The sequence below is a fragment of the Mesorhizobium sp. WSM4848 genome (genome assembly GCF_055811375.1).
In genome coordinates this window covers 27,327-46,741 of sequence record NZ_JBVVPX010000047.1, presented here as the reverse complement: position 1 = coordinate 46,741, position 19,415 = coordinate 27,327, and the positions used below count along the sequence as shown (strand labels likewise).

General features: G+C 59.6%; 20 protein-coding genes and 1 pseudogene. 14 read left to right on the top strand and 7 right to left on the bottom strand.

What is annotated here, in order from left to right; genetic code table 11:
* The first annotated feature begins 247 nt into the window (after window positions 1-247).
* From AC0L16_RS30090 to AC0L16_RS30065, 6 genes and pseudogenes are all read left to right on the top strand, one after another.
* The gene (locus AC0L16_RS30090; protein WP_254026126.1) at window positions 248-676 is read left to right on the top strand and encodes a cysteine rich repeat-containing protein; all 429 of its coding nucleotides are present in this window, start codon (window positions 248-250) and stop codon (window positions 674-676) included.
* A 27-nt stretch (window positions 677-703) separates the two neighbouring features.
* The gene (locus AC0L16_RS30085; RefSeq protein WP_473625078.1) at window positions 704-1,276 is read left to right on the top strand and encodes an OmpA family protein; all 573 of its coding nucleotides are present in this window, start codon (window positions 704-706) and stop codon (window positions 1,274-1,276) included.
* A 123-nt stretch (window positions 1,277-1,399) separates the two neighbouring features.
* Window positions 1,400-2,176 carry a hypothetical protein gene (locus tag AC0L16_RS30080; RefSeq protein ID WP_473625080.1) on the top strand — a complete coding sequence of 259 codons (777 nt, stop codon included), beginning with the start codon at window positions 1,400-1,402 and terminating at the stop codon, window positions 2,174-2,176.
* A gap of 155 nt (window positions 2,177-2,331) precedes the next feature.
* Window positions 2,332-2,836 (top strand): annotated as a pseudogene (locus AC0L16_RS30075) (ion channel).
* A 123-nt stretch (window positions 2,837-2,959) separates the two neighbouring features.
* Window positions 2,960-3,553, top strand: a complete 594-nt coding sequence (locus AC0L16_RS30070) for an outer membrane beta-barrel protein (protein WP_473625076.1) — start codon at window positions 2,960-2,962, stop codon at window positions 3,551-3,553.
* Window positions 3,554-3,905: 352 nt separating this feature from the next.
* Window positions 3,906-4,619 carry an LssY C-terminal domain-containing protein gene (locus tag AC0L16_RS30065; protein WP_473625075.1) on the top strand — a complete coding sequence of 238 codons (714 nt, stop codon included), beginning with the start codon at window positions 3,906-3,908 and terminating at the stop codon, window positions 4,617-4,619.
* Window positions 4,620-5,115: 496 nt separating this feature from the next.
* On the opposite strand, the gene AC0L16_RS30060 is transcribed toward AC0L16_RS30065, so the two are convergent.
* The 4 genes from AC0L16_RS30060 to AC0L16_RS30045 form a co-directional block, all read right to left on the bottom strand.
* A complete protein-coding gene (locus AC0L16_RS30060; RefSeq protein ID WP_473625073.1) occupies window positions 5,116-6,117 on the bottom strand; it encodes an Lnb N-terminal periplasmic domain-containing protein in 1,002 nt (333 codons plus the stop codon).
* A 105-nt stretch (window positions 6,118-6,222) separates the two neighbouring features.
* Entirely contained in the window at window positions 6,223-7,494 is a 1,272-nt protein-coding gene (locus AC0L16_RS30055; RefSeq protein ID WP_473625079.1) for an alpha/beta hydrolase, read from the bottom strand.
* 190 nt (window positions 7,495-7,684) lie between these two features.
* A complete protein-coding gene (locus tag AC0L16_RS30050) occupies window positions 7,685-8,437 on the bottom strand; it encodes a porin family protein (protein WP_473625072.1) in 753 nt (250 codons plus the stop codon).
* Between the two features lie 386 nt (window positions 8,438-8,823).
* On the bottom strand, window positions 8,824-9,135 hold the full coding sequence (locus AC0L16_RS30045) for a hypothetical protein (RefSeq protein ID WP_473625071.1): 312 nt from the start codon (window positions 9,133-9,135) through the stop codon (window positions 8,824-8,826).
* 466 nt (window positions 9,136-9,601) lie between these two features.
* Here AC0L16_RS30045 and AC0L16_RS30040 point away from each other — a divergent pair, with 466 nt between their 5' ends.
* The 8 genes from AC0L16_RS30040 to AC0L16_RS30005 all read left to right on the top strand — a co-directional run bounded on the left by AC0L16_RS30040 (window position 9,602) and on the right by AC0L16_RS30005 (window position 17,219).
* Window positions 9,602-11,716 (top strand): ATP-binding protein, encoded by a 2,115-nt coding sequence (locus AC0L16_RS30040; protein WP_473625070.1) that lies wholly within the window; start codon window positions 9,602-9,604, stop codon window positions 11,714-11,716.
* Complete coding sequence (locus AC0L16_RS30035) at window positions 11,713-12,348, top strand: response regulator transcription factor (protein WP_473489608.1); 636 nt, start codon at window positions 11,713-11,715, stop codon at window positions 12,346-12,348. Before AC0L16_RS30040 ends, AC0L16_RS30035 begins: the two co-directional genes overlap by 4 nt.
* 78 nt (window positions 12,349-12,426) lie before the next feature.
* Window positions 12,427-12,816 (top strand): response regulator transcription factor, encoded by a 390-nt coding sequence (locus AC0L16_RS30030; RefSeq protein ID WP_473625069.1) that lies wholly within the window; start codon window positions 12,427-12,429, stop codon window positions 12,814-12,816.
* A 480-nt stretch (window positions 12,817-13,296) separates the two neighbouring features.
* Entirely contained in the window at window positions 13,297-13,422 is a 126-nt protein-coding gene (locus tag AC0L16_RS30025; RefSeq protein WP_473625067.1) for a hypothetical protein, read from the top strand.
* A 10-nt stretch (window positions 13,423-13,432) separates the two neighbouring features.
* Window positions 13,433-15,154: a hypothetical protein gene (locus tag AC0L16_RS30020; protein ID WP_473625065.1), complete on the top strand. Its 1,722-nt coding sequence runs from the start codon at window positions 13,433-13,435 to the stop codon at window positions 15,152-15,154.
* A gap of 660 nt (window positions 15,155-15,814) precedes the next feature.
* The gene (locus AC0L16_RS30015; RefSeq protein WP_473625064.1) at window positions 15,815-16,039 is read left to right on the top strand and encodes a hypothetical protein; all 225 of its coding nucleotides are present in this window, start codon (window positions 15,815-15,817) and stop codon (window positions 16,037-16,039) included.
* A gap of 516 nt (window positions 16,040-16,555) precedes the next feature.
* Window positions 16,556-16,897, top strand: a complete 342-nt coding sequence (locus AC0L16_RS30010) for a hypothetical protein (protein WP_473625062.1) — start codon at window positions 16,556-16,558, stop codon at window positions 16,895-16,897.
* Between the two features lie 118 nt (window positions 16,898-17,015).
* Window positions 17,016-17,219 (top strand): hypothetical protein, encoded by a 204-nt coding sequence (locus AC0L16_RS30005; protein ID WP_473625060.1) that lies wholly within the window; start codon window positions 17,016-17,018, stop codon window positions 17,217-17,219.
* 514 nt (window positions 17,220-17,733) lie between these two features.
* Here the strand turns inward: AC0L16_RS30005 and AC0L16_RS30000 are convergent.
* From AC0L16_RS30000 to AC0L16_RS29990, 3 genes are all read right to left on the bottom strand, one after another.
* Window positions 17,734-18,090 carry a VOC family protein gene (locus AC0L16_RS30000; protein ID WP_473625059.1) on the bottom strand — a complete coding sequence of 119 codons (357 nt, stop codon included), beginning with the start codon at window positions 18,088-18,090 and terminating at the stop codon, window positions 17,734-17,736.
* A 29-nt stretch (window positions 18,091-18,119) separates the two neighbouring features.
* Entirely contained in the window at window positions 18,120-18,263 is a 144-nt protein-coding gene (locus AC0L16_RS29995; protein ID WP_473625057.1) for a hypothetical protein, read from the bottom strand.
* A 322-nt stretch (window positions 18,264-18,585) separates the two neighbouring features.
* Window positions 18,586-19,401 (bottom strand): helix-turn-helix domain-containing protein, encoded by an 816-nt coding sequence (locus AC0L16_RS29990; protein WP_473625056.1) that lies wholly within the window; start codon window positions 19,399-19,401, stop codon window positions 18,586-18,588.
* Between the last annotated feature and the right edge of the window lie 14 nt (window positions 19,402-19,415).

Here is a 19,415-nt window from a genome sequence, read left to right as displayed (position 1 = left end):
TCGCCGTCGTCTTCGGCGAGAGGTTCGTCAGCCAATGACGAAAGCGGGCCTCGCGCACAGAATTCCTGACAGTCCCCCAGCCCCCGCGGAACGACTGCAATTCTTCCCGTAGCATACAGTTAGTTACGTTCCGCCGGGTCAAGCAATGGGCCAACGTTCATTGGGAAGGCGCCAACCGACGCCGTGAGCTGATGTCTGCGGTTAGGCGAAATTTTTGAACGACAGCAACCAGAGATGGGAGTGACGCATGGCCAAGAGACTGAGCGTTCTTAGCGGAACGGTCCTGATTGCCGTTCTTGCCCAAACCGGGGTCGGCCAGACGCAAACCATCAGCTATGCCGACGCCGCAACATTGCTTGCCAAGGAGTGCGGCGCCGACGTGAAGAAATTCTGCAAAGGCCTCAATCTCGGCAACGGGCGAATCAAGAACTGCCTTGAGCAACATCAGGCGAAGGTCTCACCGGCCTGCACCTCGACCATGGCCGGCGTGATCGCCTCGATCCAGCTACGACTGGCGGCGCAGGCAAGCGTCGACAAGATCTGTGCGCGTGATGCGGCCCGGGCGTGCAGAGGCGTGGTCCCGGGTAAGGCGCACATTCTCGGATGCCTCTTGAAGGCGACGCGTATCGTCGGCGCGAAATGCAGTCAGGCCATCACCGATGCCGGATGGCGGTGACCCGTGTTGAGACCAGGAGAACCGAAAATGTCTATTCGTGGATTTCGCAATACCTTGGCGCTGACCGTTCTACTGGCCGCTGTCGGCAACGCCGGGTCTCAGCAGTTGAGTGAACATCAACTCGTCAACACCTTAGGACAGGTCGCCGAAGCGGCATCAGCCATCGACGTGGCGATGCTTGTGCAGGAAGTGTCTTCCAACCCGGGCAAGGGGATTGCCGGCCTGCCTCACTGGAGCCAACTGGCGACCCTCCCGCAGTTCTTTGTCGAGATCAACTTCGAGAATAACTCCGTCGCAATCGAACCCGGGTCCTATAGGACGCTTGGCTTGATCGCCGACGCGCTCCACCATCCGCTGCTGCTCCGCTACAAATTTCTTGTCGTGGGGCATACCAATGCCACCGGCGATGCCAAACACAATCTCAAACTCAGCGCGCGCCGCGCCGAAGCCATAGTGGAAGCTCTGAGCACGACCTTTTCGGTGGCATCGAATCGCCTTTTCGCGATTGGAGCGGGATCAGAGATGCCGGTCGATGCGGCCAATCCGAAGGCAGCCGACAACCGTCGGGTTCAATTGCTCAATATTGGGTTGGTCAAGTAGCTCCGTGGGCGATCGGGAGGTGCCCTGCAGCCACTTTCGTTCATACTGGGCATTGGCGTCCAGTGTGGTGACATCAGGTCCGCCGAAGGCGGCTAACATCTGAGGAGATTTGCTATGTTTGCTATGACAGTCAGTCACACCGTACGTCTGATGCTCTTTGCCGGAGGCTTGGCGTTGGCAACCACCGGAGCCGTCGCCCAGGATACAACCAAGAAGCCGCATATCCCGCTGGGGAAGACCATCGGCCAGGCGACGCCCACCGGTCCGGTGCCATCGCTCGCCGTCGTCAACTCGCAAGGCGCCAAGCTGGAGGGCGGCAAACTGGTCCTGACAGGCGTATCCAAGAATGCGATTGTATTCGCCGACCGGCCGGTCCGGGCCGCGGGGCATGTCACCACCGAGCAATTCATCATGCAGTGGGATGAAGGCAAGGACAACTTTGCCGTCGACCCCCCGAATGCGACAGTCTCGGTGCTCGGCGGCGACGGATCGGATGTAAGCGATGTTGTCGTGACCCTGAAAACTCCGAAGCTGGAAGGAACAACGCTGACGTTCGACGTCGCCGTCCTGGAAGGAAATCTGGATGGCGCCGCTGGGCCGGCGGCGGTTTTCATCGACAACTTTGGCGGCTTCCACGGCGGTGGCTTCCACGGCAGCTTCGCGCATGTCGGTGATGCCAGCTTCGCCCATGTCGGCGGATGGCATGGTGGCGGCTATGGCGGCGGATGGCATGGCGGCGGCTATTGGCACGCTCCGGTTTACCACGGGGCCTGGTATGGCGGCGCGGGCGTTGCAACAGGCGTGGTGGCCGGCGCTGCCATTGGCGCGGCTGCGGCGGCTCCTTACTACAATCCCTACAGTGCTGCCTGCGGATATTACCCTTATCCGCCGTGCTATTGAGGGTGGGCGAGCGCGGCCGTCAAGCAATTCGATGCAGCCGATCCGGCGCGCGACACCGACGCGATGGCTTCCGTCTGGTTCGACGGCCAAATCCCCACGAGAGTGCTTCCTTCAAGCAATCGGACCCGCATTCATTAGGCTAGAAAGACAACTCGATGGTCGAAGGGGCAGCTCCCAAGCCGGTTTTGGAAATTGTTTTCGGCACGTTGATAATGATTGTCATTATTTTCGTCCACCGGCGCGGGAATTCGGACAATCAATCAGCGCTTCAGCGAGTCTTGGGTTCAGGTGAATGACACCACGGCAAATTGGCGCCTCAACCTGTTGCTCGCCATCACGATAGGGTCTCTGGCAGCCTTGCATTTCGCCGAAACGCTCCTCTGGGCCATCCCTATATTTTTGGCCGGATCAATTCCGTCAATGCGTGACAGCTACTACTTCGTCCTGGAGAGCTATACGACGCTCGGCGAGGGCAGCATTAGTTTGCCTGATCGATGGCGTTTGGTCGGACCGATCATAGCGATGTCGGGGTTGTTCACATTCGGTTGGACGGGGAGCGTCCTGGTAAGCATAATGACCGATTTTGGCAAACTCGACAAAGTGCGGGCCAAGGACCTGAGGGATCGCGGGCCTCCTGAAGGGATTGACCCAGAACCATGACTACAGGTCCGTGTGCGGCATTGTCTCCCTTCCCGAGACGACAAACAATGTTAGGCAGGCTTAAGGGGACGTAGTATGCTAAGATTTTCAGTGAGCAGCGCACCCCGAGCAGACGCGGTGTCGATGACCCATATAGCTCGGCTTTTGATCGTCCTGGTGATGGTGGCTGTGACTTCTGACGCGATGGCCGACAGCAATTCCATCGGCGTATCGCTTACGTCTGATCGCGAACAGCAAGACCTGGGCGAACCGGAGAGCACCCAATTTGAAGTCAGTGCCTCACACGCCTTCGATACCGGCGTCATTTTGGGTGCCTCGGTCCAATATTCCAATAAGGCCTTTAGCGACTCTGCAACCGCCAACCTCGAAGCCACGGTAGGCTACCGTCTTCGCTTCAACGACTTCCTCTCGGTGATCGGCAGCGCGGGAATTGGCGATCGTTTGCAGGTATCCGGCGATGGCAGTGACATTGCCTACTACGTGCTGCGCGCAGCAGCGGACCTGAAGCTCAGTGAGAAAGTAACCTGGAATGCGGTTGCCTTTCGATACCGTGATGCGTTCGAATCCAGTGACGACTATTTGACGCCGCAACTTGCGACCGGCGTTACCTTCAAGGTGGATGATCACAATTCGATCTCGAGCAAGGTCCAATACAATTGGAAGGATTGGCATCCCGACACCGTCGGCTTCGCTCTCGGATACTCGCGCTCTTTCTAGAGCGTACGTGCCAACTCAAGCTGCTTCTGCGTGACCCCTACCTCCGCTATCGAAGAGACGCCGATTGCTGACTTCGTGGGCCTACCGCGCTTAATTCTCCGAGTAGAATACAGTTAGTTACGTTCCGCCACGTCAATTGATCCGCCAAAGTTCACGGAGGTGAAGCAAACCCTCGCTGGGAATGCAGGCAAACGATCGCAAAATGACCAACAGGACGGAGCCCCCTACTGGCGGCCTCCGATCTCGCTGCGGGCGACACAAACACCTCCTCGTCCGGCTTGCGGCTACTCACTTTAGCCGCCTGCTATTGAGCTGATCGAAGACCGTTGCGCATCGAAGGATGGAATTGCTCATGCCGCGTCGAACCAAAACACGGACTGCCACAACGGTCGTACTAGCTCTGGCCATCATCTATGTGATCCTCGCCTATTTTGTCGTGCCGGAAATCTGGGTGTTTCGAGATGCCTCACGCGTATCGGACTTCGGCAGCATGCTCACGCATACCGAGCAGGATATCCCGGGCGATCCGATCAACGTCGGGCTCGTCGGAACAAAGGAAGAGGTCATTCGTGCATTTGTGGCAGCCGACTGGGACCCCGCCGACCCCATCACGCTCCGTTCTTCCATCGATATCGGTCTCAGCGTCGTGCTCCACCGACCCGATCTGGATGCTCCTGTCAGCGCCTTGCTTTTTGAGGGAAGGAAGCAAGACCTGGCTTTCGAAAAACCGGTCGGAGACAGCGCGGACCAGCGCAATCATGTCCGTTTCTGGCTGACCAAGAAATTGGGCAGCGATGGCCGTCCGCTTTGGCTGGGCTCGGCCAGTTTCGATCGCGGCGTCGGACTTAGCCATGAAACCGGCCAAATCACCCACCATATAGGCCCGGATGTCGACGCGGAACGCGATCTGGTCATCAGCGACCTGACGGCAGCCGGACAGCTTTCCTCCAGTTATGAGATTTCCGGAATAGGCGCCACCAAGGACGGCCGCAACGGCGGTGGCGATCCTTATTACACGGACGGGAAGGCTCTCGTTGGTATCCTGAAAGGACGTTCCCCTATTTAGACTCGATCGGATTGAGATCCGCCAGCTTTGATGCCGCGCTCTGCCGCAAGGCGCATCTCGGCAAGCGTGATCTCCCGCTCGTCGGTCTCCACGGCAAGAACTCCGAATTTCGCAAAACCGCTCTAAATTAGCCCCCAGAGCGGAAGCCGAGTCCGCGTTTTTTCGCATTCAACTTCGGATGTCACGGGAGCGTGGCATCGAATCGGGACGCGCCCAAGGCGCCGAGCGAAATCGAGCTCGTGAAGTAGTCGGCCGGCGAGCACACCAGCATCAAGTCAAGGATCGGCCACAGGGCGGCCGGTTCTGTCATTCTCGATACCAATCTGTTGCCCGTGTGCTCGTGGACTTGCTTCCGCAAGGGTCCTGCAATGGGCCCGAAATACGGCAATGGCTATCGCGTGATAGTCGTTCGCAGGCCCAAAGTGTCACGCCGGTGTATCGTTGCTGCGTTCCGATCCATACGCGTTTGCCCGAGATGATACAGATCATTGCGCATTTAGGGCGGAGACGGTACGCCAACACGGATCAATCTTGAAAAATCCGGCGACAGGCCTGACTTTCGTGCGCGCTCGTCTATGTGGGCTAACGCTCTTAATTCTGACAATGGCAAGCGGGTGTCGAGTGCACCCCGGGCATATGCATAGTCGGGAAGATAGCCGTTGACGATGAGGCGCCAGTCAAGCGGGACCACGTCACCGACGGCTCGCATCATCTTGACGATCGTGGTCGTGCAGTTCGTCGTGATGGAATTATAGAATTCTGGAGTCGTGGAAAGTGCATTTGCGTCCAAGACGTATTCCAGCAAGAGCGCCCGGGCCGCTTCCGGTGACGCTTTTAGCCGATAGATTTGGACATCCTCTCCGCGAACGTTTGACCTGACGCCGACGACGTCTCGCTCGTCAGCCGCAATAATGACCAGGGGATTGCTCTTGAATAGGTCTGCCATGGGAGAAAACTTGCCGCCTCCCTGGCGCCGCACCTCAATCGACCAGGCAAGATAGTCACCTCCTGCAAAGCCGAAGCTTATGATGACATGGGCGATTTTGGTCCCGGACCAATAAGACATGAAGAGGTCGACCGTCTGAAGGGTGGAGAGGTCGTAGGTCCGTGTTGTCCAGCGTTCGGTGAAATCAGTAGCGCTACGCCATTCGAAGTCGCGCACATCGGTCAGCGTCAACAGGTTCCCGTCGCGGGTGCCGGTCACCTGACGGGCCACGTCGGGCGCCCAGTCCGCGTGATCGAAAGGCCTGATGGTGCTCCACCAAACCAGAACCACAGCAAAAGCAGCTGCAAACAGGACAAACGCCCTGATGCGAAACCGGCTGAAGAGCGCGATGACGGTGGCGAGGCCGAACAAGATGAAAAGGACGCCGGCCACAGCCCGTCCAAGCTCAGCCACCGGCAGGCGATACCACATGGCAAGTCCTGCCCAGGCAGTCAGGATTGCGACGGCTAGCGAAAGGATAATGGCAAGCGATATCCGAGCGATGCGACGCATTCATCCCCTTTTCAGCCCAGACGGGACCGCGGCAACGTTCCTGCGGATGCGGTTGACTCTCCCCGTCATCGGCTCCAGGGCTGCCGCTTTGACTTCGACGAATGATTATTTCTTGCAGTCTTTCCTAGTCGGAGAGGAGACAGCGCAATCCTTACTGCCAGCGCTCGATTTCTGGCTGGTCTGGGAACCCGTCAAGGCGCTGATGTGATTGCCCAAATTTTCCCTGCTGTTTTGATCGACTGCCGCAACAGGTGCCGCAATCACCAACCCTGCCGCGCTGCCCGCCGCTGCCGCCACACCTGTCGTTGCGTGGATGATCGTGTCGCCGAGACCTATCCTGTTGTCGGTCAAGGTCTGGCCGCCGGCCATACGCGCCCCGATCAGTTGCACGACCTGCGGTGACGAGGCGAACTTGCCGTGATGCAAAGGATCGCCGGATTTGACTTTCGTCAGATCGATGACGGTTATGTTGTTGCCAGCGAGTTCTTCCTTGTATGGAGCTTGTTCCGGATCAATCGATCCGAGCCGGGGGATATCGCCCCAGACCCGTCGCGAAACTTTGAGCGCGCGATCGTCCTGCGAGACAAAGAGGGTGAACTGCGGGTGCTGTTTGCCCATGTCGGCAATCTGAGTGCGAAACACGTCGACGTCGACGTCTGGCGCGGCCAGCATGACGTTTTTGAACTTCGCCGGAAGGCCGCCATTGCGGATGGCCATCTGGCGCAAGCCTTCCAACGCAAGCCAGTTGCCCATCGAATGGGCGAGGATCGAAACTTCCTTGATTTCAGCATCGCGTGCAAGATATTGGAACAGCAGTTCAAGGGCATTTCGCGTGTAGTTGGTGCTTTCACGATCGTAGCCATAGGCCAGCGCACTACCTCGGGACGGCCATGTGACCAGGATCGGAGCGCTGTCGGTGCCCGTATCGTGGGCGATCTGCGCAAAGCGATAGAGGGAGTCTTCGAAGCGGTTGTTGAAGCCGTGGATGAAGACCAATACGCTGTGGTCTGGACTCTTCCTGACAGAGGCGCGGAGCCACTCCTTCGCGCCATCCCGTGTTATCTCTTCGGCCTTCACCACTGCGAAATCAGTCGCGGGGTTTGATGGCAGCTTCTTGGGCCATGCGACCTCTCCAACCTTGCGGACCGACGCCGGGGGGATCGACACCGTAATTTCCGCGAACGAGGGGGCCAGTCCGCGCTCGCCCGTATACATTTGTGCCGGATTGGAGGAACGACTGCGTGTCGTTGTGACCAGCATCTCCACCTTGCTGGAGGCAGGGGAGGTATCGGCCACGGGCAGCAGCACATTCGTCGGACGGGACGCGCACCCCCACAGCAGGCCAATCAACGCCGACGCCAGCAAAACGTTGCTGATACGCCTGACTTTGGACGGGCTCACGAAACAGTTTCCCAAACTCTTCTCCAGTTCGAAGTCGTCCCAAAGCGACCTCGGGTCGCGAAAGCCGCCCCCCGCAACCGGGAGCGAAAACGATCAGCACTGCACTGCTAGCTCGAACCTCAGACACGCCGCCGTGATCTATTTAAAATCCCCGGCGCAGATCCGATCAGAACCGAAATCTGGCGCCGATGATTGGTCCCTGCATTGCTATGTCAAATACAAATCCGTCGTCCTCGTAGTCTACGGCAAGGTAGCGGTAGCCCGCTTCCAGCGTGACCGAATCACTGTACCGGTATTGAAGCGTGCCCTGCACTTGCCAGTCGATGTCGGCGCCAAGACCGAAGCCACCGATATCCGCCTCGCCATGGAGCCCGAATCCGTTACCGAGAGCGACATTGCCGGCGACGCCAATTATGGGGTCGACCCAGGTCTTGCTGCCGCTGGCCTCCCTTACCGCGAGAGGGCCATTAACGGTCAGATCCGCATCGAGGTACCAGAGCCGTCCGCCGGCCAGAACGTCCAGGGTCGCGGTGCCATTGTCGACGACCCGATAGGAGCCGCCGAAGGTCCACACCACCGTGTTCATGTTCGCTTCGGCCGAAAAAAGAGCCAACGGGCCGGGCGACGTGCCATCGGCCTCGAGTCCCAGGTATATGAAGTCGGTGAAAAGAGCGTAGCGGCCATTGCGCGCCTCACCGGCAAGCATGACCGGCGGGGGAGACCAATCGATGTGGTCGAAAATCTGGCCGAAATCGACGTCGATATCTACCGGCGACAGGCCCCTGACGCCCACCCTGCCCTTCATGCCTGCCATCCAGAAATAGGGCTCTGCGGTGAAGGTCCAGGCGGGTGCGGCTTCAGCCGGCACCGGCGCGGCTTCAGGAAGTTGCGTCGCAGCGTCAGCCGCGATCGCCGGCACCGCAAACAGCGCTGCCGCTGTTCCCGCCGAAGCCAACACAAGAGCTCGGATGGTTCCCATATCGAAGTCCCCTCTAATTCCGTCTTTTACTTCATGTCCGATGCGATCGTCTTGCGCCCGCATTGACAACATATCTGTATTCGCGCTGCTCGGCTATGGATATCGGATTTCCTACCGTTTTCCATGTCGACGGCGGCTCGTTTGGTTCGTGGTTGCCGCGGACGGACAGTTCTGGGCCTACTTCGGGAACAGCAGGGAAATTCCGGTGCGCAATCCGAAGCCGCCGGGGTCCGTTATCGGGGCTTGCCGTGACGACAAGCAGGGCTGGGAGCACGGCTGCTTGTAGAGATCGCTTGCCAGACAGAAATTCCATGCCAGGCTCTGCCTTAGTTCTGGCGTGGCGGCCAAGGTGTGAAATGCGGCTTCCGGGTGGCGTCCGCGTGCAGCACGGCTCCGACTTCCCCAACCAACCGATCCACCAGTTCCTGCCATTCGGCTCGTCTAGACTCGCGCAATGCCGGCGGGACGTTGTCGATCCTCGAGAGTGCGAGCTCCGCTTCTGCAAGTTCCTCGCACATATCCTGAAAGCCCTCACTTCGGTCCATCAGCCGATGGATCGCCAATTCAAATTGCGGGAACCGACGCACTGCCGCCGAGACCGCTCTTCGTCTATCAGCCGGTTCGTCGTCCATCCTCATGGCGCAATGTATCCCTAGACCACCGTAGCCTATCGCTTGGAGGCGGTTGCGGAATGTAAGTTACGTGGGCGACAGGGTAAGTTCTGAACATCCATAGCGATCTCGGTCGCCACCAACCTATAAAATCGCAAATTCAAACTGCGCTGCCGGTGAGGCCGCCTAACTCTTTGATCCGTTGTCATCCGCCGGCGCATTGGGCGAACCGTCGCCGTCGTCCCAGCGTTATCCGTTCAGAATACTGGGAGTATTGCAAGAACAGGCTCGCGTATGTAAATTACGCAGCGAGGGTAACCGGCGAAAAATGAAATATAACTGGGAGTAGTCACCCCAGAACGTCACGTGAGGGAACCAAGGTGATCCAGGCGGACACAGCCGCGGGGAGCGGGCATCAGCTCACCCCAGAGGATTGTCGTGCCCACCTTGCCCTGATCTTCACCAGTACGGGGTTGCCTGGGTTACTGTCCGCATGACGCAGACGGCTGCTAATATTGGCTGGGGTGGGCTGGCAGAGGAGCGTTTCCGCATGGTACGCACGATGCTGGCTCTATCCCGCTTGGCCTTGCCGTCGCACGCCCGCTCCTTGCTTCCTCTCGTGATCGCGTTCTTTGCCTCAGGAACCTGCAACCCGCCGGGGATCCTCAGGCTGACCGTACGAGCAATCCGCTGCTTAGGTCGACTTGCGTCGGCGGTCTCCAAAACGGCCCTTATCAGAAGTTACAACGGACGATCGACCCGAAACGTCCTGTCAGCGGCCGCCATTCTTGCGTTTCAAGCGGGTCTGACCATTGCGACTGCGAGCGCCGAGCCGGCCGTCCACCGTATTTTGATCCTGCACCAGGATAGCAGCACGATGACATCCGCCATCGAGATCGCCGACGGACTGGCAAAGGGCCTCGGAAAGCTGGCGACGACGAAGCTGGAGATCTATACGGAATTCCTGGATAGCGGCCGTTTTTCTACACCGGACCATCTGCGACGTTTGGCTGATGGTTTGCACGCAAAATTCGAAAGCATTCCTCTTCACGTGGTTGTCGCGGTCGGCCCTGAAGCTTTGCGCTTCATATTGGATCATCGTAGCCCCATTGCCCCGACCGCCGCCATCATCTTTGGAGACCTGAGCGAGAGGTCGCTGAAGCGACTTTCTCCCCGGCCGGACATGAAAGGGGTGGTCAGCGCTTACGACATCGCGAAGACGACCGATCTCGCAATCGGCCTGCAGGCCGACGCTCGACGGATCGTGGTGGTGTCTGGATCGGCTGAATTCGATCGATCCTGGCAGGACAATGCCCGGCAGATCCTAGGCGACAGATATCACGATCTGCCCGTTGAGTATCTCTCCGGCCTCACGCTCGAATCGATGATGGCCGAAACAGAGAAGTTGACGGCACAGACCATCCTGCTCATCCTTACGATTTTCGAGGATGCCAGCGGCACGAAGTATCGCCCCCGCGATGCCGCCGCGAAAATCGCGGCGGTTTCCGGTGCGCCGAGCTACGGTCTGCTGAGTTCGTATGTCGGCCTGGGAATAGTGGGCGGCAACATGGGGACGTATCGGTCCATCGGCGAAGACATTGCGGCCAAAGTCATTGAACGTATTTCCGGTGACGAATCCGCTCCGCAGATTGTCTATGCGACCAACTTTCCGGTCCTCGACTGGCGTCAACTAGAACGCTGGGGTTTGGACAAGGCCAGCCTCCCGGACGACGTCAATATCCTTCACTATACGCCGACGCTTTGGGAGACGTATCGATGGCAGATCACCCTCGTCGGCTTGGCCTTGCTGGCGCAGAGCCTGGCGATCCTCGGACTGTTCTACGAGCGTCGCCGCCGGCATGCAGCTGAAATCCAGTCGCGTCATCGCCTGCTCGAGGTCGTCCATCTCAACCAGTCCGCAACGGCGGGCGCCCTGTCCGCGTCGATCGCGCATGAACTCAACCAGCCGCTCGGCGCGATACGCAGCAACGCGGAAGCGGCCGAGATACTGCTTCAGAGCGATCAGCCCGACCTCAAGCTCATCCAACAGATCATCGCCGACATAAAGGACGATGACCAGCGCGCGGGAGACATCATTCAGCGCCTGCGCAAAATGCTCAAGAAGCGGGGCGAGATCGATTGGCAGGATTTCGACCTCAACGAGGTTCTCGACAGTTCAATCAACATCCTGCACGCCGAAGCCGAACGCCAGACCGTATCCGTCCGTTCGGTTCGGGGGGCCAGGCACCTGCCCGTGCGCGCCGACAGGGTTCACATCCAGCAGGTCATCATCAATCTCGCGATGAATGCGATGGATGCGATGGATGAGAAGGCTTCGCCAGAGCGGAGACTCGAATTCCAGGCCGCCATTACCAACAACTCCACGGTCGAGCTCTCGATTTCGGATACGGGCGTCGGCATCCCCAATGAGCGGCTTGCCGCAGTCTTCGATCCCTTCTACACCACCAAGCCGGCAGGCACCGGACTGGGCCTGTCCATCGCGCGGACGATCATCGAGACGTATGGCGGCAGGATCTGGGCAGCCAACCGCCCGGAGGGCGGCACCGTCTTTCGCTTCGACCTGCCGCTGGCGCAGAGCATTCAATGACACCGGTCATCCACATTGTCGACGACGACGCGTCGTTTCGAACGGCTCTCGGCCGGCTGGTCGAGGCATCCGGGTTTCGAGTAGCTTCCTACGGTTCGGGTGAAGAGATCCTTTCGCGCCTGCCGACAGCGGAACCAGGCTGCATACTGCTCGACCTGCAGATGCCCGGCCTGAGCGGCGCGGATCTGCAGGACCGCCTTTCACAGGAGGCGCCGCTTTTGCCGACCGTCTTTCTCACCGGGCACGGCGATATCGCCACGACTGTTCGCGCCATCAAGGCGGGTGCTGAGGATTTTCTGGAGAAACCCGTCTCGGCCAAGGACCTGCTGGAGGCCATCAATCGTGCGCTGCTGCAGAACGAGAAACGCTGCGCCGAGCATCATAGAATCGACAAGCTTCATGCACTCGCAGCCGGCCTGACGCCGCGCGAGTTTCAGGTCTTCGACATGGTTGTGCGCGGTAAGCGCAACAAGCAGGTGGCTTTCGAACTTGGCACGTCCGAAAGGACGGTGAAGGCCCACAGGCACGCGATCATGGAGAAGCTTGAAGTGAATTCGCTGGCCGAGATGGTGTCGATCGCCGAGCGACTGGGACTCCTGAACGCCCCAAAAAGAGGCGGTTCTGCCCCTTAGGCCAGTATCATACGCGCTCGGTTATGCCTACCGTCCGGATGTGGTTACCCAGATGCCAAGACGGGAAACGGGCGTGCCTTGGAAAGCCTGCCAGGCAGGATAGCCGTCGTAGAGGACGATCCCAGCATGCGGAGGAGTGTCGAGCGCCTGCTCAACGCCCATGGATTTCCGACTGAGGGTTATGGATCGGCTGAAACCTTTCTCGGTCGCGACCCGGCAAGCTCGATCTTGTGCGTCGTGCTCGATATCCAGCTCGGTGGGATTTCCGGACTGGAGCTCAGGCGGCGCTTGCAGAGCTCCGATCCTTGGCTGCCTGTCATTTTCATTACCGCCGTCGATGACGGTGCCATCGAGGTGGAAGCCGTTCGCTTGGGCTGCGTCGCCTATCTCCAAAAACCCTTCCCTGCCGCCTTGCTGATCGGTGCGATCCAGGCGGCGCTCGCGTCGTCCTCAGGCAACTTAAACTAAAACTAGTTTCCCGGCCTTTCGGGCGATCTCATTTTGCTGCAATAGGTTCCTGCCTCCTTCCCAAAGGTCAATTAGCGCGGCCAGTCTTCCTGGATGGCCTTCCCGATCGTGAGGCGAACCAAGGGACATCCAATGGATCCGCAGGGCGGGAGTCGATCCGGCAAGGCGGCACCGCGCTACCTCGGCCTGGCGCTGATCGCAGCGGGCGTTCCAGTGCCTTGCCCTCGGACAGATGCACCCGCTAGGGCTGCGGTTCCCCAAAGGCCAATAGCGGTATCTGCTCAACTCGCTAGACTTTAGTCATACCTCGATCGGGAAGCGTTCTTTTTTACAGGGAGGCTCGCGTGGCCGTAATAAGAGCGACTTGCGGCACGGGAACTCGGCCGCTGCGGCTGGGCATTGGGTTTTGCGTCGGGCTGGCGCTTGCGGATTCGGCCGCCTGGGGACAAACCGTCATCGAGCCGGAAGCCGATTCCCATCTTGTGGGCCGTCGCCGACCAGCTGAAGGCCCTAGATGCATTCAGCCTCGACTACCAGGCGGATCACGGACTCATCGATTTGCAAGGCCAGAAATTCCAGTACAGCGGCTCCGGCAAGGTCATGTGAGGGGGCCAAGGTGATCCGGGCGGAAATAGCCGTAGGGAATGGGCATAGGCTCGCCCCAGAGGATTGTCGTGCCCAGCTTGCCCGGATCCTCAACAGCGCGGACTTCGATGCAACCGGTCGCGAGCGCCGCTTCCTCAGCCATGTGGTGGAGGAGACGCTGGCGGGTCGCGGTGATCGTATCAAGGCCTATTCGATCGCAGTCGAAGTGTTCGGCCGTGACATGTCCTTCGACCCGCAGACGGATCCGATTGTCCGCATCGAGGCTGGCCACCTCCGGCGCGGGCTCGAGCGATACTATCTGACTGCCGGACACGACGATCCAATTCTCATCACGATCCCGAAAGGTGGTTACGTTCCAACGTTCTCGGTGCGAGCGACCCCCGAGACCATTGAGCCGGCCTTGCCGGTCAACCGGGCAGAGAAAGTCCCGCCCCCTCCTCGATGGATGAAGGCATCATGGCTGACGGTGGCTCTTGCGGCAATCGTCGCTGCATTGGCTGTTCTGGCATTGGGATTGGCGAGGAGCGGCGTTCGCCCGACTTCGCCTGAGATCCCGCGACTGCTGGTCGAGACGTTTGACGACCTTTCAGGAACGGAAGCCTCCAGGGCGATTGCCGGCGGACTGACACAGGAAATTATCGGGCAACTCTCTAAGTTCAAGGACGTCATCGTCGTCCAGTCTTCGGAAAATTCGGTCGCGCCGTCGCGCTTTGTCCTTGCGGGAAGCGTCCACCTGTCGGCCGATGCCTTCCGGCTTCGGATCAGGTTCATAAACCGAGCCGACGGCTCCATCCTGTGGGCGGACAGTTATGATGGGGAGATGAAAGTCGCCGCGCTTGTCGAGACCGAGGCCAATATCGCACAGAAAGTGGCGACAAGCCTGGCCCAGACATACGGCGTGATCTATCAGGCGGACGCCTCGCTCAACGTTTCGAATCCTCCCGACGATTGGGCTGCCTATTCCTGCACGCTTTCCTTCTACGCATACCGGGCAAACCTCGATCAAACGGCACTTCCTGCGGTGCGCGGTTGCCTGGAGAAGGCCGTTGAGCGCTTCCCCGGCTACGCCACGGCCTGGGGTCTACTGTCGCAGGCCTATATCGATGAGATCCGATTTCTCTATCCTTCCGACGAAGCCGCGACGTCGGCCTCGATCGCTCGCGCTCTTGCCGCGGCCAGGCGGGCCGTGGAACTGGACCCGCTCAACATCCGCGGCCTGCAGGCGGAGATGTTCGCGCTATACTTCAGCAAAGAGATCGAGGCGGCGCTGTTGGTAGGCAAACGTGCCTTGGACATCAACCCCAACGATACCGAACTGATGGGCGAGTACGGATATCGACTGGCGCTTTCAGGAAGCTGGGACGACGGCTGCCCGCTGGTCGAGGAAGCGCGCGCACGCAATCCGGGTCCCCTTGCTTATTACGAGACCGCGCTTGCCCTTTGCGCCTATTTTCGCGGCGATTATCCGCAGGCGGCCATGTGGATCAGGAAAGCCACGGTTCCCGGCAATGCCAACTACCATACTATCGCGGCCGCGATCTTCGGCGAGGGCGGATATGAAGAGGACGCCCGGCGCGAGCGTGTCTGGCTTGAAGAGAACGCGCCAGGCTTGATCAAGAACCTGCGGCAGGAGGTTGCGATGCGGATCATTCGACCAGAGGACGTCGATTTCTTCCTCGGTTCGCTCAAAAAGGCCGGGCTCGCATTCAAGGACTTTGGCGGGCAGACATAAACTCTGCCCGTAGGACACGGCTTTTTTGGTGGTGCGTACATGCCAGAGGCCGTGGCGATCGTCCCGCTTTCGAAGCAGCCGGCGTCAAGTTCGGCGACCCCCGGGGACGACTAAGAAGCGCCGCCCCTCACCTGCCCTGCGGCGAAGCCGGCATCAAAAACAGGAGATCTGGATGGACGAAAGTGTTCATTCGAATGATGCTATTGCGTTGTCTTGAGCGCAGGTTTTGCTCAGCCAGCACAGCGCCTCCTCTTAAGCCCGCTGGCGGTCTAGGCCCGGCGGCCTGCTGATAGTCCCCCCAATAGAGCTGCCGGGCCACTCGAACTTGCTCAATGGAAGGCGCGGACTTCCAGGATCAGAACCAACAAGCACACCAGCGGCATCATGCAGCACCTGCCGCTGACGGGTGATGGCTGAAAACGCAAAAAAAGCCCCGCCGCTCCATTTGCGAAGCGGCGGGGCCCCCCATCGATGCCCATGCAATTGCGGTGCCAGACGTGTTGACCCATTGCGGCGCACCTTTGATGCCAGAATGGCCTGTCACAGTTGAGAGGGCTGTATCGAGCGGGTCGATGGAGTATCGACTTTTTTGCCGCAAAAGCTTTCCCGCCGGAACGCTTGCTCGTCTGGATGGTTGGTTGGGATGCAGGAGATGCAGGCGTGGCCAAGAAGCTGTCAATCGCCGAAACGTTGCGACGAACCTCTGACCAACTGAAGAGGATCCGGAAACACGTCGCCAATGGCGGTCATGTGGACCAGATGCAAGAGGTCGACGCCTTGGTGGGCCTCGCCAAAGAAGTGGCCGACCGGCAGCTGGCCGGGTTTGAAAGCCTGGCAGATGAAAACGATGGCTCTGTCCAAGACGATGAGAATGCAAAGGACTGAGCGTTGTCGAGCGGCTCGTGACATTCCGCGATAACGGAATTACTTGATTTGCCAAAATCGGTACTATCCAACGCGGCGGACCCCCGAACCGCCTGGCCGGCGCCGTCAAGCGTTCTTACCCCACGCCCCCCAAGCGGCGCCGGCCGCTCGGCTGCGCACCCTCGTGTCAGGCCCAGTGTCAGGCCCGAAAGCATGCTTTTGCGCAACATGCATTGGACCAAGAGACGCGCGGGTTTGACAGGTTTTTTTCTGCAACATGCAATCGGGAGATTCCCGTCGTTCTCGGCGGCCTTCAATACCCGATCTGCGATATCGCAGCGGATAATGGGATCGTCGGCTATTATGATCCATTGGATCGTGTTTGAAAAACATCTCCGCCCCCGCGCTTGGCGCTGAGAATGCTCAACGATTACCGCCTTGAACAGTCGTCAAACGACGACCACAGACGAATTTATGCGCCATCCCACGAAGGCACTTTGGCGTAATCGCATGGAGCCGAGACGCGGATCCTGTCCGTTGGTCGGCGTCACAAAAGCTTGTAACCGGGAACAACCACTCGACGACTCGCGTTTGTTGCAAAGGCCCGCTTCTTTTGCACGGGCAGCGAGCCTCGAAGGTTCGCAAATGCTTCGCCGGCGTTTCAATCGCACCCGCCTCAGCCCTCACGATCTGGCTATTTGTGAACGCGTGTACGATCAGGTTTGCGCAGATGAACACATCGACCCTTTAAGCCGGGATGCCGAAGCCTTGGCGGAGATGATTGTCGCAATCTTCCGAAACATTACGACCAGTGAGCGCGAACTGCTGGAGGAGGTCAGGTCGCTTCGTCGTTCAAAAGGCGCAGAACAGGCGCGCTAGCTTGGCGGCGTTCCGAGACGAATCGTTCTAGTCCCGCTTTGGCACAGCGGGATTGGCATCTTAATTGCCTTTTGAGTCTCGCCAGAGCGTAGCCAGAGCGCTTGCGAAGGAGATGGAAATGGGTTTAGCCGAAGACCTGTCTGATGTTGCCCTCACATTCGCTTGTCCGGATTGCTCCTATCCGGCGGTAAGGAAGGGCTCTGCGCTGAAAACGATCGCCCACTTCAGATGCGACGGGTGCAACGCCAAGGTGCGGATCACTTATCCGCAGAAACTGGCGATCTTCGAAAAGCACAAGCTATTGACTGCGCAACGGGCATAGCCATAACTCAACGCTGCTTATGCGGTTACGAGCCAGGTTCGATTTTCGCATGATTCCAAAGGGTTTTGGCGAATTGATGAATTGATTTGGAAGATGACGGGGACCCCGATCGCCCGGAAACAGCCGCCCTTGGCGGATGGGCAGCTTCGTAGAGCGTCATCGAAAACGAGATTGCCGATGCGGCCAGCCCGCCCAGGCCTGCAATCAAAAAAGCATACAGCCTTTGCCGTATTGTCCTTCGTGTCGGTTCCGTCATGCGCCGTGCGGTATGCGATGCTCCTCAGGCCGGCCTTATACGATGCGAGATTAATTTGTTACAACAGCAGTGGCAGGCATCTTCAAAGGAGTTCAGCGCGGGGACACCAGCCGCGCAATAGGTGGCTCGCCCGGTCAGTGTTATCTCGGCTCCTGTCGCCAAGCGCGGCACTAAGTCCCAATGGACCCGCCCAAAACTATTCGACCCAAACCATGCGAGACAGGCGCCGGGCCCGGCTCGGCGCCCCCCTCACCTTCTTCACTTGTCCGACCACACGGCCAGCTCGTAGCCGTCCGGATCGGAGAAATGGCAGCGGCGGCCGCCCGGGAAGGAATAGGCGGGCTTGACGATCTTTCCGCCGGCTTCCTCGACATGGCGCTGGGTCTCGTCGAGATTGTCGGCATAAAGGATCACCAGCGGCCCGCCTGCCGCCTTGCCCTGGCCACCGAGAGCGAAGCCGCCGGTCAGGCGGCCGTCGTTGAACTCGCAATAGCTCGGCCCGTAGTCCTTGAAGGACCAGCCGAAGGCCTTTCCATAGAAGTCGCGCGAGCGCGCGATGTCGCCGACGGAAAACTCGACATAATCGATGCGCTTGTCATTGCTGGATTTGGCCATGATCTTCTCCTTTCGCGGTTTTTGGATGCTCAGCGTTCGAGCATTGCCTTCAGGGTGTTGAGGTCGCGCTGCACGGCCTCGGCGTCGGCAGCGAATATCTCCTGCGTCATGTCCGGCGTCCTCAAGAGCACGAACATGACCTCCGCGCCGGTCCCGTTGGCGACCACGCGCACCGCATTGCGGGTTTCCTTGCCCTCGGCGAAGACGATGTGATCGAGGACGCCGTACTCGTTCGGCCGGGAGAAGCGGATGCGGATGAGCCGGCCGTCGGGGTCCTCCGCAGTCCATTCCTCGCCCGATCTTTCGAAGCGCCTGCCGAGGCCTGCCGCCAGCGCTGGAAATTCTCAGAGATGGAGGCGAAGTCATAGACTTCGCGCCAGTCCCGGTCGATGGACACGGTGATGATGCGGGATTTGTAGACGGTCATATCTGCCTCCTTTCAACGAAGGCAGACTAGGCCGAGTTGGCGGTGGCGTATTGAACGAAACGGTCAGCTCAAGCGCCGAGCTGTCGCAGAACCGTCGCCGGCGAGAAGCCCGACAGGCGCCGCACCTCGCGCGTCAGATGCGCCTGGTCGCAATAGCCCGCTTCGAACGCAAGATCGGCCAGGCGCGGCTCGGTGGACTGCCGCGCCAGGCTCAGGAACCGCTGGAAGCGGAGAATGCGGTCGAGCGTCTTGGGACCATAGCCGAAAGCTTCCTGGCAGCGGCGGCGAAGCGTTCGCGGGCTGACGTCGAGCCGGTCGAGGATCACCGCGATGCCCGGACCGGCGGATTCGGTTTTCAGCGCGTTGAAGGCAAATCCCATGTCCGCAGGCGGCGGCTCGACAGCTGGCGCAAGCCTGCAGAGTGCCGCCTGCATCGCCCGCATCCGCTCCACCGTGGAGGACGCATCGCCAATTTTTTGGGCGATTTCGCGCGCCAGCACTCCCCAGAAGTGGCTGAGCGCCACCCGGCCGCCGACGATTTCCGACATCGGCAGGCCGAGCCACCGGCTTGCCGCACCCGGTCGGAAGCGGGCGCCGATCACCGTGGAACCGGGTGTCAGCGCAGAGAGGGCAACCTCGACGTCGGGGCCTGCCACGACCAGATCGCCGTCGATCCAGGTGACGTCGACGCAGCCGTCGGGGACCACGGCCGACAGGCTCCCCGCGTTCGGTCGCAATGCCGCGTCCGGTCGCAATGTATTGGACCAGGCACACTGAAAATGCCGTTCGAGTGCGGCCGGAGAATCGAACTCGCGGTATTCCCCGATCGCCCCGGAAAGGATTGGTGCCCCGGAAAGGACGGGTGTGTTGTCGTTAGACGTCACGAACCTCTCCTGTG

What these genes read in the sequence shown, in the direction of transcription:
- AC0L16_RS30045 (WP_473625071.1), bottom strand. Translation starts at nt 9,135, where the DNA reads ATGAGGATGGACGACGAACCGGCTGATAGACGAAGAGCGGTCTCGGCG.
- AC0L16_RS30040 (WP_473625070.1), top strand. Translation starts at nt 9,602, where the DNA reads ATGACGCAGACGGCTGCTAATATTGGCTGGGGTGGGCTGGCAGAGGAG.
- AC0L16_RS30005 (WP_473625060.1), top strand. Translation starts at nt 17,016, where the DNA reads ATGGGTTTAGCCGAAGACCTGTCTGATGTTGCCCTCACATTCGCTTGT.
- AC0L16_RS30090 (WP_254026126.1), top strand. Translation starts at nt 248, where the DNA reads ATGGCCAAGAGACTGAGCGTTCTTAGCGGAACGGTCCTGATTGCCGTT.
- AC0L16_RS30035 (WP_473489608.1), top strand. Translation starts at nt 11,713, where the DNA reads ATGACACCGGTCATCCACATTGTCGACGACGACGCGTCGTTTCGAACG.
- AC0L16_RS30070 (WP_473625076.1), top strand. Translation starts at nt 2,960, where the DNA reads ATGACCCATATAGCTCGGCTTTTGATCGTCCTGGTGATGGTGGCTGTG.
- AC0L16_RS30085 (WP_473625078.1), top strand. Translation starts at nt 704, where the DNA reads ATGTCTATTCGTGGATTTCGCAATACCTTGGCGCTGACCGTTCTACTG.
- AC0L16_RS30080 (WP_473625080.1), top strand. Translation starts at nt 1,400, where the DNA reads ATGACAGTCAGTCACACCGTACGTCTGATGCTCTTTGCCGGAGGCTTG.
- AC0L16_RS30065 (WP_473625075.1), top strand. Translation starts at nt 3,906, where the DNA reads ATGCCGCGTCGAACCAAAACACGGACTGCCACAACGGTCGTACTAGCT.
- AC0L16_RS30000 (WP_473625059.1), bottom strand. Translation starts at nt 18,090, where the DNA reads ATGGCCAAATCCAGCAATGACAAGCGCATCGATTATGTCGAGTTTTCC.
- AC0L16_RS30060 (WP_473625073.1), bottom strand. Translation starts at nt 6,117, where the DNA reads ATGCGTCGCATCGCTCGGATATCGCTTGCCATTATCCTTTCGCTAGCC.